We start from the raw sequence: 13,483 nt of genomic DNA on the forward strand, positions 1-13,483 counted from the left end.
GTCAGGAAACTAGCCCAGGTCGGGGGGGGAGGCGCGGTCGTCAGCCCGTCAGGCGCTTCGCCAGCTGGTCGAGCTCGTCGCGCAGCGCTTGGGGGACGGCGTCGCCGATCTCGTCGAAGTGGCCCTCGATGCGAGGCAGCTCGTCGCGCCACTCGTCGAGGTCGACTGCCAGGATGGCGGTCATGTCGTCCTCGGAGAGGTCGAGGCCGGTGGTGTCGATGGCGTTCGGGCTCGGGATGCGACCGATGGGGGTGTCGACCGCCTCGCCGGTGCCGTCGATCCGCTCCAGGACCCACTTGAGGACCCGGGAGTTCTCGCCGAACCCCGGCCAGGCGAAGCTGCCCTCGTCGTCCTTGCGGAACCAGTTGACCCAGAAGAGCTTCGGGAGCTTGTCGTCGTCGGCCTGCTCGCCGATCTCGAGCCAGTGGGCGATGTAGTCGCCGACGTTGTACCCGGTGAAGGGGCGCATGGCGAACGGGTCGAACCGGACCTCGCCGACGGTGCCGGCGGCCGCAGCGGTCTTCTCCGAGCTCATGATGGAGCCGAGGAACACCCCGTGCGCCCAGCCGTAGGACTCGGTGACCAGCGGCACGGTGGACGCCCGGCGTCCGCCGAAGAGGATGGCCGAGATCGGCACGCCCTTCGGGTCCTCCCACTCGGGGGCGATCGAGGGGCACTGCGACGCCGGCGCCGTGAAGCGGGCGTTGGGGTGGGCGGCGGGAGTGCTCGACTCCGGGTTCCAGTCGTTGCCCTTCCAGTCGGTCAGGCGGGGCGGAGCCTCCGCCGTCATGTCCTCCCACCACACGTCACCGTCGGGCGTCTCCGCGCAGTTGGTGAAGATGCAGTTCTCGACCAGGGTCTCCATGGCGTTGGGGTTGGTCTTGGTGGACGTCCCCGGTGCCACGCCAAAGAACCCGGCCTCGGGGTTGATGGCGTAGAGGCGACCGTCGTCGCCGAACTTCATCCAGGCGATGTCGTCGCCGATGGTCTCGATCTTCCAGCCCGGCAGGGTGGGGATCATCATGGCCATGTTGGTCTTGCCGCAGGCGGACGGGAACGCCGCCGCCACGTAGCGCTTCTCGCCGCTCGGCGGGGTCACGCCGAGGACGAGCATGTGCTCGGCCAGCCAGCCCTCGTCGCGGGCCATGGCCGACGCGATGCGCAGGGCGAAGCACTTCTTGCCGAGCAGTGCGTTGCCGCCGTAGCCCGAGCCGTACGACCAGATCTCCCGGGAGTCGGGGAAGTGGACGATGTACTTGTTCTCGGCGTCGCACGGCCACGGCACGTCGTCCTGGCCGGGCTCGAGGGGGGCGCCGACCGAGTGGAGGCAGGGCACGAACTCGCCATCGCCGAGGGTGTCGAGGACGGCCTGGCCCATGCGGGTCATGATCTTCATGTTGGTGACCACGTAGGCCGAGTCGGTGAGCTGGACGCCGATGTGGGCGATGGGCGAGCCGAGGGGGCCCATGGAGAACGGCACCACGTACATGGTGCGGCCGCGCATCGAGCCCTCGAAGAGGCCGCGCAGCGTCTCCTTCATCTCGGTGGGGTCGGCCCAGTTGTTGGTGGGGCCGGCGTCGGCCTCGAGCTCGGAGCAGATGTACGTGCGGTCCTCCACCCGGGCGACGTCGCCAGGGTCGGAGCGGGCCAGGAAGCTGTTCGGCCGCTTCTCGTCGTCGAGCTTGGTGAAGGTGCCGGCGTCGACCAGCAGCTGGGTGAGGCGCTGGTACTCCTCGTCGGACCCGTCGCACCACTCGATGGCATCGGGCTGGCAGAGCTCGGCGACCTCGTTCACCCAGGCCAGCAGCGTGGCGTTGCTGGTGCGGTCGGTCTGGGTCTGCACTGCGCTCACGTCGCTCTCCTGAAGTCGCTGGTCACTTGGGCCGTAGCCCCGGCGAACCGGTCGTCGGCGTGCCTACCCCTGGGGCGGGATGGCGATGCCCTCGGTGGTGTAGCCCGGCGTGCCCATGTCGACCTCGGAGCCGAAGCGGAGCCGGGACGCCCGGCCGCTGTCGTCGAGGTCGAAGACCACCCGCTGGCCCTGGCGCAGCATCCGAAACGCGGAGCCGACGAGCGCGTCGGCGGCGAGGTCGTGCTCGGAGAGGTCGGTGTCGCGCACGAGCGTGCCCTGCCCCGTCGCCGGGTCGTACGACTTGACCACTCCCTGCACAGCCGGCCTCCTGCCTCGCCTCTGACCAGGGATTGGACACTACAGGTGGGTCCGCGAGAAGGCCTACTTGCCCTCGGCGCCTCGCTGCGGGTGGATCAGGCGGAGGCGGTGGGACGGGGCGGGCGACCGGCCTTGGTCACCTTGCCCGCCTTGATGCAGCCGGTGCAGACGTGCACGCGCTTGGGCGAGCCGTCGACGATGGCGCGCACCCGCTGGATGTTCGGGTTCCACCGGCGCTTGGTGCGCCGGTGCGAGTGGCTGATGCTCATGCCGAAGGAGGGGTGCTTGCCGCACACCTGACACACCGCTGCCATGACGCATTGCTCCTGAGGACTGCCGTACGGGGGACCGGGAGACTGTAGCAGCGCCATCCCGGGGTGCCCCAGCCGGCCGGTAGCATCCGCCAACCATGACCACGTTGGAGCGCCTCGGCGCCGAACACCTGCGCTCGGTGGTGATCGGCTTCCGCGACGCCCTCCGCAGCCACCAGGAGGCCGTCAACCGCCTCAACGTCTACCCGGTGCCCGACGGCGACACCGGTACCAACATGGCCCTGACGCTCGAGTCGGTGGTGGCCGAGCTCGATGGCGCGGGAGCCGACATGGCCGCCACCTGCAAGGCCATCAGCCACGGCTCTCTCATGGGGGCCCGTGGCAACTCCGGGGTGATCCTGAGCCAGATCCTGCGCGGGGTGGCCACCACCTTCGCCGACGCCGAGGCCGCCGACGGCCCCACCCTGGCCTCGGCGCTGGCGGCGGCGACCGAGGGCGCCTACGGGGCGGTGATGCGCCCGGTGGAAGGCACCATCCTCACCGTCGTGCGGGCCTGCGCCGAGGGGGCAAGCGCCGCGTGTGAGTCGTCCGCCGCGAGCCTCGTCGAGGTGCTCGACGCCGCCAACCGCGCCGGTCGGGAGGCGCTGGCGAGCACCCCCGACCTGCTCCCGGTGCTCAAGGAGGCGGGCGTGGTCGACGCGGGTGGAGCCGGCTTCTTGCTCCTGCTCGACGCCGCGCTGCACGTGGTCGCCGGCCGCCCCGTGCCCGAGCCCGACCCGACCATCACCGCCGCGCCGGTCTCGGCCGCCCCGGGTGTCCATGGGGAGGGCGACGTCTCCGACCTGCGCTACGAGGTCATGTACTTCCTGGAGGCACCCGACGAGTCGGTCCCGGCGTTCAAGGAGGTGTGGGCCGGCATCGGTGACTCGATCGTGGTGGTCGGCGGCGACGGGATCTGGAACTGCCACATCCACACCGACGACATCGGCGCCGCCGTCGAGGCCGCCCTCGACTGCGGCCGTCCCCGCAAGATCCGCGTGACCGACCTGGCCGAGGAGGTCGAGGAGGAGCGCTGGGTCCGCGAGGCCGCCCTCGGCGACGGCGCGGCCGACCACGATCCGCCTCTCCGCCACGCTGCCACCGCGGTCGTGGCGGTCGCCACCGGCGACGGCCTCCGCCGCATCTTCCGGTCGCTGCGCGTCAGCTCTGTGGTCGCCGGGGGGCAGTCGATGAACCCGTCCACCGCCCAGCTGCTCGAGGCGGTCGAGGACGCCGACGGCGACGAGGTGGTCATCCTGCCGAACAACAAGAACATCATCCCCGTGGCCGAGCAGGTCGACTCCCTCAGCTCCAAGGCCGTTCGCGTGGTGCCCACGCGTGGCATCGCCGAGGGCTTCGCCGCCCTCCTCGCCTACGACCCGGACGCAGCGTCGGCCGAGAACGCCGAGCGCATGACCGCAGCCGCGGAGGCCGTGGTAGCCGGTGAGGTGACCCGGGCGGTGCGGGACTCGACCTGCGAGGTGGGTCCGATCGCGGCGGGCGACTGGCTGGGCATCGCCCGCGACGGGATCCGGGCAGTGGCCCCGGCGTTGGCCGACGCGGCAACGGGGCTGCTCCAGGCCCTCGTCAGCGACGACCACGAGATCGTCACCCTGATCGAGGGCGAGGGGTCCAGCGCCGGCGACACCCGCCGGATCACCGAGTGGTTGGGCGAGCACCGTCCCGACGTCGAGGTCGAGGTCCACCACGGCGGCCAACCCCTGTACCCCTACCTGGTGGGCATCGAGTAGCCGCTCAGGCTCCGGCGACCACGCGCTCGACCACGATGGCGACGCCGTCGTCGTCGTTGGAGGCGGTGACCTCGTCGGCGACGGCGAGCACCTCGGGGTGGGCGTCGCGCACCGCCACGCCGTGGCCGGCCCACGAGAGCATGGGCAGGTCGTTGGGCATGTCGCCAAAGGCGACGACCCCCGCGGCGTCGACGCCGTGCTCGACGGCGAAGCGCTCGAGGGTGAAGGCCTTGGTGACGCCCGCGCTCGAGATCTCGAGGAGCCCGTCGGTGCCGGAGTAGGTGACGGTGGCGAGGTCGCCGATGACCGCGGCGGCGGTGGCGAGGAAGTCCTCGGGTGTCATCGAGTCGTGGCGGGCCAGCAGCTTGCACATGGGCAGGTCGACGAGCTCGGCGGCGTCGGCGATGGTCGTGTCGGAGGCGAAGTCGCCCTCCCACATCCGCGTGTAGCCCGGCTCGTGGTGGAAGCCGTGGCGCCGTTCGACGGCGAAGGCCAGGCCCGGGAGCTCCAGACGCAGCCGCTCGACCAGCATTGCAGCCACCTCGACGTCGATCATGTGCTCCTCGACGATCTCCTCGGTGTGGAGGTCGTAGACGATGGCACCGTTGGAGCACACGGCGAGGCCGCGGTGACCGGTCGCCTCGGCGATGCCGTGCATCCACCGCGGTGGGCGCCCCGTGGCGAGGACGACCACCATCCCGGCATCCTCGGCGTCTGCCAGGGCCTCTCGCGTGCGGTCGCTGATGGAGCCGTCGGAGCGCAGCAGGGTGCCGTCGAGGTCGGAGGCGATCATGCGGGCCACCGGTTGGATCGTACCGGTGGCGTCCGGTGTCGCACCGTCCTCCTATCCTCGCCCCATGGTCCCGGGTGAGTCGCCGCCCACCACCGCCGGCGCCGGTGGCCGCCGCCTGGCGCAGCTCGCCGCCATCCCGGTCACCGAGCTCAAGGGCGTTGGCGACAAGAAGGCCGCCAGCCTGGCCGACCAGGGGATCCGCACGGTCCTCGACCTGCTCATGCACTACCCGCGGCGTTACATCGACCGCACCCGCCAGGCGTCGATCAAGGACCTCGCGGTGGGGGAGGAGGCCATGGTGCTGGGCCAGGTGCGCCGGGTCGAGACCCGCCGGACGCGTGCCCGCAAGACGATGGTCACCGTCGACGTCACCGACGGCTCCGGCTACCTCAAGTGCACGTTCTTCAACCAGCCCTGGCGCGCCTCGCAGCTCAAGGAGGGCACCCAGGCGGTGCTCTTCGGCAAGGTGGACACCTTCGGTGGCCGCAAGCAGATGACGAACCCGGTCGTCGACCTGGTGGGCGACCGCACCGGCCGGATCATCCCGATCTACCCCCAGTCGGAGAAGGCCGGCCTCACCACCTGGGAGCTCGGGGCCTGGATCGAGGAGGCCCTCACCCGGGCCAAGCAGCTCGCCGACCCGGTGCCCGACGAGGTCCTCGACCGCTGGGACCTCGTCGACCGCACCGCTGCCCTCCACGGGATCCACCTCCCGTCGTCGGGCGAGGAGCACGGCGTCGCCCGGCGTCGCCTCGTCTTCGACGAGCTGTTGCGCATCCAGCTGGTCCTCGTCGCCCGCAAGCGCGAGCTCGAGCGCACGGCGGTGGGCATCCCCCACGATCTGGGCGGCGACCTGGTGTCACGCTTCCACGAGCGTCTCCCGTTCCCACTCACCGGTGCCCAGCGACGGGCCATCGCCGACATCGGGCGCGACCTCGCCTCGGCCGTGCCCATGCACCGCCTGCTCCAGGGCGACGTGGGCTCGGGGAAGACCCTCGTGGCCGTCAGCGCCATGCTCGTCGCCGTCCAGGGGGGCCACCAGGGCGCCCTCATGGCCCCCACCGAGGTGCTGGCCGAGCAGCACCACCTCGGCATCCGCGCCCTCCTCGAGGGCTTCACCCTCGAGGCCGCCGGCGACAACCTCTTCGACGAGCGCCCGCTCCGGGTCGAGCTTCTGACCAACCGGACCACCGCCGCCGAGCGCACCAGGCTGGCGGCGGCCATGGCCGCCGGTGAGGTCGACATCGTGATCGGCACCCACGCCCTCATCGAGGACAAGGTGGCGTTCCGCTCCCTCGGTGTGGCAGTGATCGACGAGCAGCACCGCTTCGGCGTCGAGCAGCGGGCGGCGCTGCGCTCGAAGGGCGAGGCCGTCCCCGACGTGCTCGTGATGACGGCCACGCCCATCCCGCGCACCGCCGCCATGACCGTCTACGGCGACCTCGACGTGAGCGTGCTCGACGAGCTGCCTCCCGGCCGCACCCCCATCGCCACGACCTGGGCGCGGGGCCCACTCGAGGAGGAGGCGGCGTGGGCCCGGGTTCGCGACGAGGTGGCGGCCGGCAGGCAGGCCTACGTGGTCGCCCCGCTCATCGACGAGTCGGAGAAGCTCGAGGTCCGCTCGGCCACCGAGACCTTCGAGCAGCTCCGGGCCGGCGAGCTCACCGGCCTGCGCCTGGCCCTCCTCCACGGTCGGGTGCCGGCCAAGGACAAGGAGGCCGCCATGGACGCCTTCCGGGCCCGGGAGGTCGACGTCCTGGTGGCCACCACCGTCATCGAGGTGGGCGTCGACGTGCCCAACGCCACCGTGATGGTGATCATCGACGCCGACCGCTTCGGCATCGCTCAGCTACACCAGCTGCGGGGGCGGGTCGGGCGAGGCCATGACGCCTCGTGGTGCTACCTCCTCGGTGCCGGGGCCACGCCCGAGGCCGAGACCCGCCTCAAGGCCCTGGAGGACAGCACCGACGGCTTCGCCCTGGCCGAGGTGGACCTCGACCTGCGGGGCGAGGGGACGATCATGGGCGCGCGCCAGAAGGGCCGCAACGACCTCCGTCTGGCCTCGCTCCGCCGGGACAAGGAGTGGGTCGCCCGCGCACGCGACGAGGCCTTCGCCATCGTCGACGGACCCGGCGGCCTCGAGGCCCACCCCGTGCTGGCCGAGGAGCTCGACGTGCTCCTCGGCGACGACGAGGACGCCGGCGCTGACGTCGGCACCGAGTTCCTGTTCAAGAGCTGAGTGCGGGACTGGCGGGGCCGAACGCCGGTGGCGCAGAGGCGTGTCACTGACCGATGCTGGGGCCATGGCCAAGAAGCGCCGCAGGCGGACCCGCACCTCCGGCCCGGCCACCCGCTCCGACCGTCCCGGGCCCCGTGAGGTGGCTCCCGACGAGGAGCCGGTCGACCTCGCCGACGCCCTCGGCCTGTCGGCGCGCGACCGTGCCGCCCTGGCGCCCAACTGGCGCACACCGTTGCGCGTCGACATCTGCATCGGCCTCGCCGTGGTGTTCCTCGGCGTCTCGATGCTCACCGGCGGCCTGGTCGTCCTCGGCGCGCTGCTGGCGGCGGCCGGGAGCGCCTACGCCGTCCTCGTCGTCCGCCGGTGGCGCCGCTGGGCGGCGATCAGGGCCGAGGTCGACATGGATCGCCGCCAGGCGGAGGGCTGAGAGGCCGCTCCCTAGGAAAGTCCTCGGCGAAGCCGAGACCGCACCTCGGCCCGCGAGCGGGTGGCGTCGAGGGGAGGGACCCGTCCGGAGCCTGCGGAGGTCGGGAGGGCCCCGCTCGGCGACAGGACCCGTGAGCCCCTCAACCACGCTCCCACCCGGCATCGCCGGCAGCGTCGTCGCCCCCGGGGAGGAGGAGGTCCCAGCGGTCGAGGCAGTCCCTGCACCGGTAGGTCACGAGGTCACCCGGCTGCCACCCCATCTCGGGGGCGTACGAGATCAGGGTGCAGGGGCCGCCGCAGTCGATGCAGTCGATCTGGGCTTCGGGTTCGAGGGGCACCACGGACCCAACGCTACGTTGCTGTCCATGCGCGTGGTGGCGGGGACAGCCAGGGGTCGGCGGCTGGAAGCACCGCCGGGGCGGAGCACGAGGCCGACCGGCGACCGGGTGCGGGAGGCGACCTTCAACGCCCTCCACAGCCTCGGCGTGGTCGAGGGCGCCACGGTCGTCGACCTCTTCGCCGGCTCGGGGGCGCTGGGGATCGAGGCCCTCTCCCGGGGGGCGGACCACGCCACCTTCGTCGACGACGACGGCCCGGCCCTGGCCGCCGTGCGCGCCAACCTCGCCGCCACCGACCTCGGCGACCGGGCCACCGTCGTGCGGGCCACGGCCGAGCGCTGGGTCGCCGACCAGGCCGGCGCCGTCGACCTCGCCCTCCTCGACCCGCCCTACGACTACGACGACGAGGCCTGGCGAGTCCTGCTGGCTGGACTCGCTGCCGAGATGGCCGTGCTGGAGTCCGACCGGGAGGTCGAGCCGGGCGACGGGTGGGCGGTTGTCAGGGCCAAGCGCTACGGCACTACCGTGGTGACCCTCGCCCGGCACCGATGAGGGAGCAGACCCGAGTGGTGAAAGTCCTGTACCCCGGGTCGTTCGACCCGTTCCACAACGGTCACCGCGAGCTCGTGGAGACGGCTGCCCAGCTCTTTGACGAGGTCGTGGTGGGCGCCATCCGCAACCTCCAGAAGGACACCGGTCTCTTCTCGCTCGAGGAGCGCCACGCCATGATCGAGGAGTCGCTCGATCACGTGCCCAACGTGTCGGTCGTCCACGTGGCCAAGCTGGTCGTCGACGTAGCCCGAGACGTGGGCGCCGACTTCATCATCAAGGGCCTGCGCGCCGTGTCCGACTTCGAGAACGAGATGGCCCAGGCCCAGACCAACCTGGCGAACTCCGGCGTGCACACCATCTTCCTGCCGTCGGCCTCGGCGAACTCCTACATCGCCTCGAAGTACATCCGCGACTTCGCCCGGTTCGGCCGCGACGTCAGCGCCATGGTCCCCGAACCCGTGGTCCGCCACCTCAAGGAGAAGTACAGCTCGTGACCGACTTCGACGGCCACGAGGCGGCCGCGAGCACGGCCACCGATGTCGAGACCCTGCTGGGGCGCGTCGCCGACCTGGTCGGCAACGCCCGGCCCATGCCGCTGTCGGCCTCGGTGATGATCAACCGCGACGAGGTCCTCGAGCTGGTGGAGGAGGCCCTCAACCGCCTCCCCGAGGAGCTGCGCGCCGCCCGTTGGCTGCTGCGCGAGCGCGAGGAGTTCCTCGCCAAGGTCCAGCGCGAGGGCGAGGAGATCCTCGATGAGGCCCGCAACCGGGCAGAGCGCATGGTGCAGCGCACCGAGGTGGTGCGGGCAGCCCAGCACTCGGCCCGGCGGACGATCGAGGAGGCCGATGCCGAGGCCCGCCGGCTGCGCCACGAGGCCGAGGACTTCTGCGACCAGCGCCTTGCCCAGTTCGAGATCATCCTCGACCGGACCATGAAGACCGTGCATGCCGGCCGGAGCCGCCTCACCTCGGCGCCGACGGCGCGCGAGGAGGAGCCGGTGGTCGACGAGGACGAGTCCGGGTTCTTCGACCAAGACCTGACGTGACGGGCGCCCTCACGCTCGTCGTCGGCGACCTCCTGCGGCGCTCCGGCCGGAGCCGGGAGACCTCGCTCAAAGCCGTGCTCGACGACCTGGTCGTGCTCGGGACCCGGGTGCCCGAGGGGGAGCCCGTCCAGGTGGAGCTGCGCCTCGAGTCGGTCAACGAAGGCATCGTGGCCACGGGGACCGTCCGGGCGCCGTGGGAGAGCATCTGCCGGCGTTGCCTGCGCCCCGTGGCCGACGTGCTCGAGGTGCCGGTGATGGAGGTCTTCGAGGCCGACCCCACCGAGGGCGAGACCCTCCCGCTCGATGGCGTCGACATCGATGTCGAGCCCGTGGCGCGGGAGGCGGTGCTGCTGGGACTACCGCTGGCGCCGGTGTGCCGGGAGGACTGCCAGGGCCTGTGCGCCAGCTGCGGCATCGACCGCAACGAGGCCGATTGCGACTGTGCCGTCGAGGTCGCCGACCACCGCTGGGCGGCGCTCGACGAGCTCCGCTTCGACACCCCCGAGGGCGACGACACCTGAACGCCCCGATTCGATGCGACGGCGGGCGCCAACTACCCTTGCACGGCTGCACTGACGCCCCGACCCCGCCGGGGTCACCCCCGAACAAGAGCTGAGGAGCCGGCGATGGCCGTCCCCAAGAAGAAGACCAGCAAGGCCAAGAGCCGGAGCCGCCGGGCATCGGCGTGGCGCCTCGAGGCACCGCCGCGAAGCGTGTGCCCGCAGTGCGGGTCGGCGAAGCTGCCGCACGTCGTGTGCGGCGCCTGCGGTTGGTACGGCGGCCGCCAGGCCGTCGACGTCGGCTGACGCGCCCTCCCTCCCCGTGACCCTCCCCATCGCGGTCGACGCCATGGGCGGTGACCAGGCCCCCGGCGAGATCGTCGCCGGCGCCCGGCGCGCCGCCGAGTCGCTCGGCGTTCCTGTCCTCCTCGTCGGTCTGGCCGACGCCATCGCCGCCGCCGACCCCGGCGACCTCGAGGTCCTGGCGTGCAGCGAGGTGATCGAGATGCACGACGACCCAGGGTCGTCGGTGCGCCGCAAGAAGGACTCTTCCCTGGTTCGTGCCGCCGAGGCGGTGCGCGACGGCCGGGCGTCGGCCATGGTCAGCGCCGGCAACACGGGCGCCACCATGGCCAGCGCCCTCCTGCGGATGGGACGGATCAAGGGCGTGCAGCGGCCCGCGATCGCCATCCCGGTTCCGGTCCCGGGGTCCACGCCCACGGTCCTGCTCGACGCCGGCGCGAACGCCGAGTGCTCACCGGAGTGGCTCGTGCAGTTCGCCCAGATGGGCACGGTCTTCGCCCGTCACCGCTTCGACGTGGCTGAGCCCCGGGTGGGCCTGCTGTCGATCGGCGAGGAGGACACCAAGGGGTCCCCGCTGGTCAAGGCCACCAACGCCCTCCTGCGAGACACGCCCGGTGTCCGCTTCGTGGGAAACGTCGAGGGTCGCGACGTCATGACCGACGATGTCGACGTGATCGTCACCGACGGCTTCACCGGCAACGTGGTGCTGAAGACCCTCGAGGGTGAGATGCGCTTCATCCAGGCCAAGCTCCTCGAGGTCCTGACCGCCACCGAGGAGCGCCGTGCGGTGTTCGACTCGGTGGTCTGGCCGGCGCTCGAGCCGCTGGTCATCGAGCTCGACCCCGACACCTACGGCGGGGCGATGCTCCTGGGCGTCGACGGCGTGTGCATCATCAGCCACGGCTCGTCCTCGGCGACCGCCATCAACAACGCGGTCCAGGTCGCCAGGGACATGGTGGCGGCCGACGTCGTGGGCGCCATCCGCGACGCCATCGCCGCCTGACCGTCGCTCTGCGCACAAGCGCACAATGTCGGATCGTGTAGGCTCCCGCCGCCCCTGCCCGCGACGCACTGGAGCGTTCGTGCCCGCTGAGACCCACGTCGAGCACAACCCGATGGACCGCAACGAGGTCTTCGAGCTGATCCGCGACCGCCTCGCCGACATCCTCGAGATCGAGGCGTCCTCGATCTCCGAGAGCCAGTCGTTCGTCGACGACCTCGAGGCCGACTCCCTCGCCCTCATCGAGCTGGTGGAGGGCATCGAGGAGGAGGTCGGCGAGCGCACAGTCGGCTTCCGCATCGAGGACGAGGACCTCGAGGACCTCAAGACGGTGCGGGACGCGGTCGACTACGTCTGCGCCCGGCTCGGTTGACCAGGCGGCCCGCCGCACCTCGAGCGCCGAGCGTCGTCGTGGGTCCCGAGGAGCTCCCCGCACTCTTCGAGCGACTGGGTCGTGGCTTCGACGACACCCGCCTCATCGAGCGAGCCCTGGCACACCGCTCCTGGTGCGCCGAGCACCCGGGGGTCCGCTCCAACGAGCGCCTCGAGTTCCTCGGGGACGCGGTGCTCGGGCTGGTCGTCACCGACCACATCTTCCGCACCTACCCCGACCTGCCCGAGGGGGAGCTGGCCAAGGTGCGGGCCACGGTCGTGAGCGCCGCCGCCCTGGCCGAGGTGGCCGCCGAGCTGGAGCTCGGCCGGGCGGTGCTCCTCGGGAAGGGTGAGGACGCCTCCGGGGGTCGGGACAAGCCTTCGATCCTGGCCGACGCCATCGAGGCGGTGATCGGCGCCGTGTACCTCGACGGCGGCTGGGACGAGGCCGAGCGCCTCGTCCTCGACCTGCTGGGGGAGCGGATCTCGACGGCAGCGCTCGGCCCCGGCGGCCAGGACTACAAGACGCGGCTCCAGGAGCTCACGGCACGGGCGTTCGAGTCGCTGCCGTCCTACGAGGTCGCCGACGACGGCCCTGACCACGCCAAGCGCTTCTTCGCGACGGTGACCGTGGACGGCGAGGTCCGGGGACGGGGCGAGGGGCGGTCCAAGAAGCAGGCGGAGCAGGAGGCGGCCCGCGAGGCATGGGAGGTGTTGCGCACGATCGAGTCGGGCGCAGCCGAGACCGGGGGCACGCCCGACCCCCACACCGACGAGAAGCGAGACGACTGATGCCCGAGCTGCCCGAGGTCGAGACCATCCGCCGTGACCTCGAGAAGGAGGTGGTCGGCAAGCGCGTCAAGACCGTCGACGTCAGCGGCATGCGCGCCGTGCGCCGCCACCCCAACAAGAAGCACTTCGCCGGCAAGCTCGAGGGCCGCAAGATCGAGACGATCGGGCGACGGGGCAAGTGGCTGCTGTTCGACCTCGACGGTGACGACATGCTCATCGCCCACCTCGGCATGAGCGGCCAGCTCCGCAAGGCGTCGGCCAAGGACCCACTCGAGAAGCACACCCACGTGGTGATGACCTTCACCGTGGGCGGCCACCTCCGCTTCATCGACCCCCGCACGTTCGGTGAGCTGTTCGTCTGCGCCACCGCCGACATGGCCACGGAGGTGCCGGAGGTGGCGGAGCTCGGCTTCGACCCCCTCGAGGACGTCATGAGCTGGAACCTCTTCGGCGGCATGCTGATGGCCCGCAAGCTGAAGCTCAAGACCCTGCTGATGGACCAGAGGTTCGTGGCCGGCATCGGGAACATCTACAGCGACGAGATCCTCTGGACCGCCGGGCTGCGCCACGACCGCTCGTCCGATTCGCTCACCACCCAAGAGGTGCGCCGCCTCTACCGGGCCATCGGCGAGGTGCTCCACGAGGCGGTGAAGCTGCGTGGGTCGTCGCTGGCGGACATGCAGTACTGCGACCTCTACGGCGAGCCGGGCCGCTACCAGGAGGAGCACAAGGTCTACGCCCGCGAGGGCGAGGCCTGCCGCCGCTGTCGCCAGCCCATCATCCGCACCAAATGGAGCAGCCGCTCCACGTTCTCCTGCGGGGCCTGCCAGGTCTGACCCCCCCGGGGCATGCGCCGGGGCAAGGGATCGCAACGAGTACCGTTCGCGGCAG

General features: G+C 71.5%; 17 protein-coding genes. 12 read left to right on the forward strand and 5 right to left on the reverse strand.

Annotated elements, in window-relative coordinates; all coding sequences use genetic code 11:
- Positions 1 to 40: 40 nt before the first annotated feature.
- The 3 genes from VMN58_06110 to rpmB form a co-directional block, all read right to left on the reverse strand.
- A complete protein-coding gene (locus VMN58_06110; GenBank protein ID HUF32765.1) occupies positions 41 to 1,852 on the reverse strand; it encodes a phosphoenolpyruvate carboxykinase (GTP) in 1,812 nt (603 codons plus the stop codon).
- 63 nt (positions 1,853 to 1,915) lie between these two features.
- Positions 1,916 to 2,170, reverse strand: coding sequence for a hypothetical protein (locus VMN58_06115; GenBank protein HUF32766.1), 255 nt, complete (start codon positions 2,168 to 2,170; stop codon positions 1,916 to 1,918).
- Between the two features lie 95 nt (positions 2,171 to 2,265).
- The gene (gene rpmB, locus VMN58_06120; protein ID HUF32767.1) at positions 2,266 to 2,484 is read right to left on the reverse strand and encodes a 50S ribosomal protein L28; all 219 of its coding nucleotides are present in this window, start codon (positions 2,482 to 2,484) and stop codon (positions 2,266 to 2,268) included.
- Between the two features lie 95 nt (positions 2,485 to 2,579).
- Between rpmB and VMN58_06125 the strand changes: the two genes are divergently transcribed.
- A complete protein-coding gene (locus VMN58_06125) occupies positions 2,580 to 4,232 on the forward strand; it encodes a DAK2 domain-containing protein (protein HUF32768.1) in 1,653 nt (550 codons plus the stop codon).
- 4 nt (positions 4,233 to 4,236) lie between these two features.
- On the opposite strand, the gene VMN58_06130 is transcribed toward VMN58_06125, so the two are convergent.
- The gene (locus tag VMN58_06130; protein ID HUF32769.1) at positions 4,237 to 5,025 is read right to left on the reverse strand and encodes an HAD family hydrolase; all 789 of its coding nucleotides are present in this window, start codon (positions 5,023 to 5,025) and stop codon (positions 4,237 to 4,239) included.
- A 64-nt stretch (positions 5,026 to 5,089) separates the two neighbouring features.
- Here VMN58_06130 and recG point away from each other — a divergent pair, with 64 nt between their 5' ends.
- Together recG and VMN58_06140 are read left to right on the forward strand one after the other, a co-directional pair.
- A complete protein-coding gene (gene recG / locus VMN58_06135) occupies positions 5,090 to 7,264 on the forward strand; it encodes an ATP-dependent DNA helicase RecG (protein HUF32770.1) in 2,175 nt (724 codons plus the stop codon).
- Between the two features lie 64 nt (positions 7,265 to 7,328).
- Positions 7,329 to 7,691, forward strand: a complete 363-nt coding sequence (locus VMN58_06140; protein HUF32771.1) for a hypothetical protein — start codon at positions 7,329 to 7,331, stop codon at positions 7,689 to 7,691.
- Between the two features lie 139 nt (positions 7,692 to 7,830).
- On the opposite strand, the gene VMN58_06145 is transcribed toward VMN58_06140, so the two are convergent.
- The gene (locus tag VMN58_06145; protein HUF32772.1) at positions 7,831 to 8,031 is read right to left on the reverse strand and encodes a hypothetical protein; all 201 of its coding nucleotides are present in this window, start codon (positions 8,029 to 8,031) and stop codon (positions 7,831 to 7,833) included.
- Positions 8,032 to 8,055: 24 nt separating this feature from the next.
- Here VMN58_06145 and rsmD point away from each other — a divergent pair, with 24 nt between their 5' ends.
- The 9 genes from rsmD (at position 8,056) to mutM (ending at position 13,428) form a co-directional block, all read left to right on the forward strand.
- Positions 8,056 to 8,580, forward strand: a complete 525-nt coding sequence (gene rsmD / locus VMN58_06150; GenBank protein ID HUF32773.1) for a 16S rRNA (guanine(966)-N(2))-methyltransferase RsmD — start codon at positions 8,056 to 8,058, stop codon at positions 8,578 to 8,580.
- A 14-nt stretch (positions 8,581 to 8,594) separates the two neighbouring features.
- Positions 8,595 to 9,074 (forward strand): pantetheine-phosphate adenylyltransferase, encoded by a 480-nt coding sequence (gene coaD / locus VMN58_06155; GenBank protein ID HUF32774.1) that lies wholly within the window; start codon positions 8,595 to 8,597, stop codon positions 9,072 to 9,074.
- On the forward strand, positions 9,071 to 9,625 hold the full coding sequence (locus VMN58_06160; protein HUF32775.1) for a hypothetical protein: 555 nt from the start codon (positions 9,071 to 9,073) through the stop codon (positions 9,623 to 9,625). Before coaD ends, VMN58_06160 begins: the two co-directional genes overlap by 4 nt.
- Positions 9,622 to 10,146, forward strand: coding sequence for a DUF177 domain-containing protein (locus VMN58_06165; GenBank protein HUF32776.1), 525 nt, complete (start codon positions 9,622 to 9,624; stop codon positions 10,144 to 10,146). The genes VMN58_06160 and VMN58_06165 overlap by 4 nt, the downstream gene beginning before the upstream one ends.
- Before the next feature lie 105 nt (positions 10,147 to 10,251).
- Entirely contained in the window at positions 10,252 to 10,431 is a 180-nt protein-coding gene (rpmF, locus tag VMN58_06170) for a 50S ribosomal protein L32 (protein HUF32777.1), read from the forward strand.
- 16 nt (positions 10,432 to 10,447) lie between these two features.
- Entirely contained in the window at positions 10,448 to 11,431 is a 984-nt protein-coding gene (gene plsX / locus VMN58_06175; protein ID HUF32778.1) for a phosphate acyltransferase PlsX, read from the forward strand.
- A gap of 79 nt (positions 11,432 to 11,510) precedes the next feature.
- On the forward strand, positions 11,511 to 11,801 hold the full coding sequence (locus VMN58_06180) for an acyl carrier protein (GenBank protein ID HUF32779.1): 291 nt from the start codon (positions 11,511 to 11,513) through the stop codon (positions 11,799 to 11,801).
- 38 nt (positions 11,802 to 11,839) lie between these two features.
- On the forward strand, positions 11,840 to 12,592 hold the full coding sequence (gene rnc, locus VMN58_06185) for a ribonuclease III (GenBank protein ID HUF32780.1): 753 nt from the start codon (positions 11,840 to 11,842) through the stop codon (positions 12,590 to 12,592).
- Complete coding sequence (gene mutM, locus VMN58_06190; protein HUF32781.1) at positions 12,592 to 13,428, forward strand: bifunctional DNA-formamidopyrimidine glycosylase/DNA-(apurinic or apyrimidinic site) lyase; 837 nt, start codon at positions 12,592 to 12,594, stop codon at positions 13,426 to 13,428. The genes rnc and mutM overlap by 1 nt, the downstream gene beginning before the upstream one ends.
- Positions 13,429 to 13,483: the final 55 nt, after the last annotated feature.

It is taken from the genome of Acidimicrobiales bacterium, assembly GCA_035512495.1.
Taxonomy (GTDB): domain Bacteria; phylum Actinomycetota; class Acidimicrobiia; order Acidimicrobiales; family CADCSY01; genus DATKDW01.

What these genes read in the sequence shown, in the direction of transcription:
- rsmD (HUF32773.1), top strand. Translation starts at nt 8,056, where the DNA reads ATGCGCGTGGTGGCGGGGACAGCCAGGGGTCGGCGGCTGGAAGCACCG.
- recG (HUF32770.1), top strand. Translation starts at nt 5,090, where the DNA reads ATGGTCCCGGGTGAGTCGCCGCCCACCACCGCCGGCGCCGGTGGCCGC.
- VMN58_06130 (HUF32769.1), bottom strand. Translation starts at nt 5,025, where the DNA reads ATGATCGCCTCCGACCTCGACGGCACCCTGCTGCGCTCCGACGGCTCC.
- VMN58_06140 (HUF32771.1), top strand. Translation starts at nt 7,329, where the DNA reads ATGGCCAAGAAGCGCCGCAGGCGGACCCGCACCTCCGGCCCGGCCACC.
- mutM (HUF32781.1), top strand. Translation starts at nt 12,592, where the DNA reads ATGCCCGAGCTGCCCGAGGTCGAGACCATCCGCCGTGACCTCGAGAAG.
- rpmB (HUF32767.1), bottom strand. Translation starts at nt 2,484, where the DNA reads ATGGCAGCGGTGTGTCAGGTGTGCGGCAAGCACCCCTCCTTCGGCATG.
- rpmF (HUF32777.1), top strand. Translation starts at nt 10,252, where the DNA reads ATGGCCGTCCCCAAGAAGAAGACCAGCAAGGCCAAGAGCCGGAGCCGC.
- VMN58_06125 (HUF32768.1), top strand. Translation starts at nt 2,580, where the DNA reads ATGACCACGTTGGAGCGCCTCGGCGCCGAACACCTGCGCTCGGTGGTG.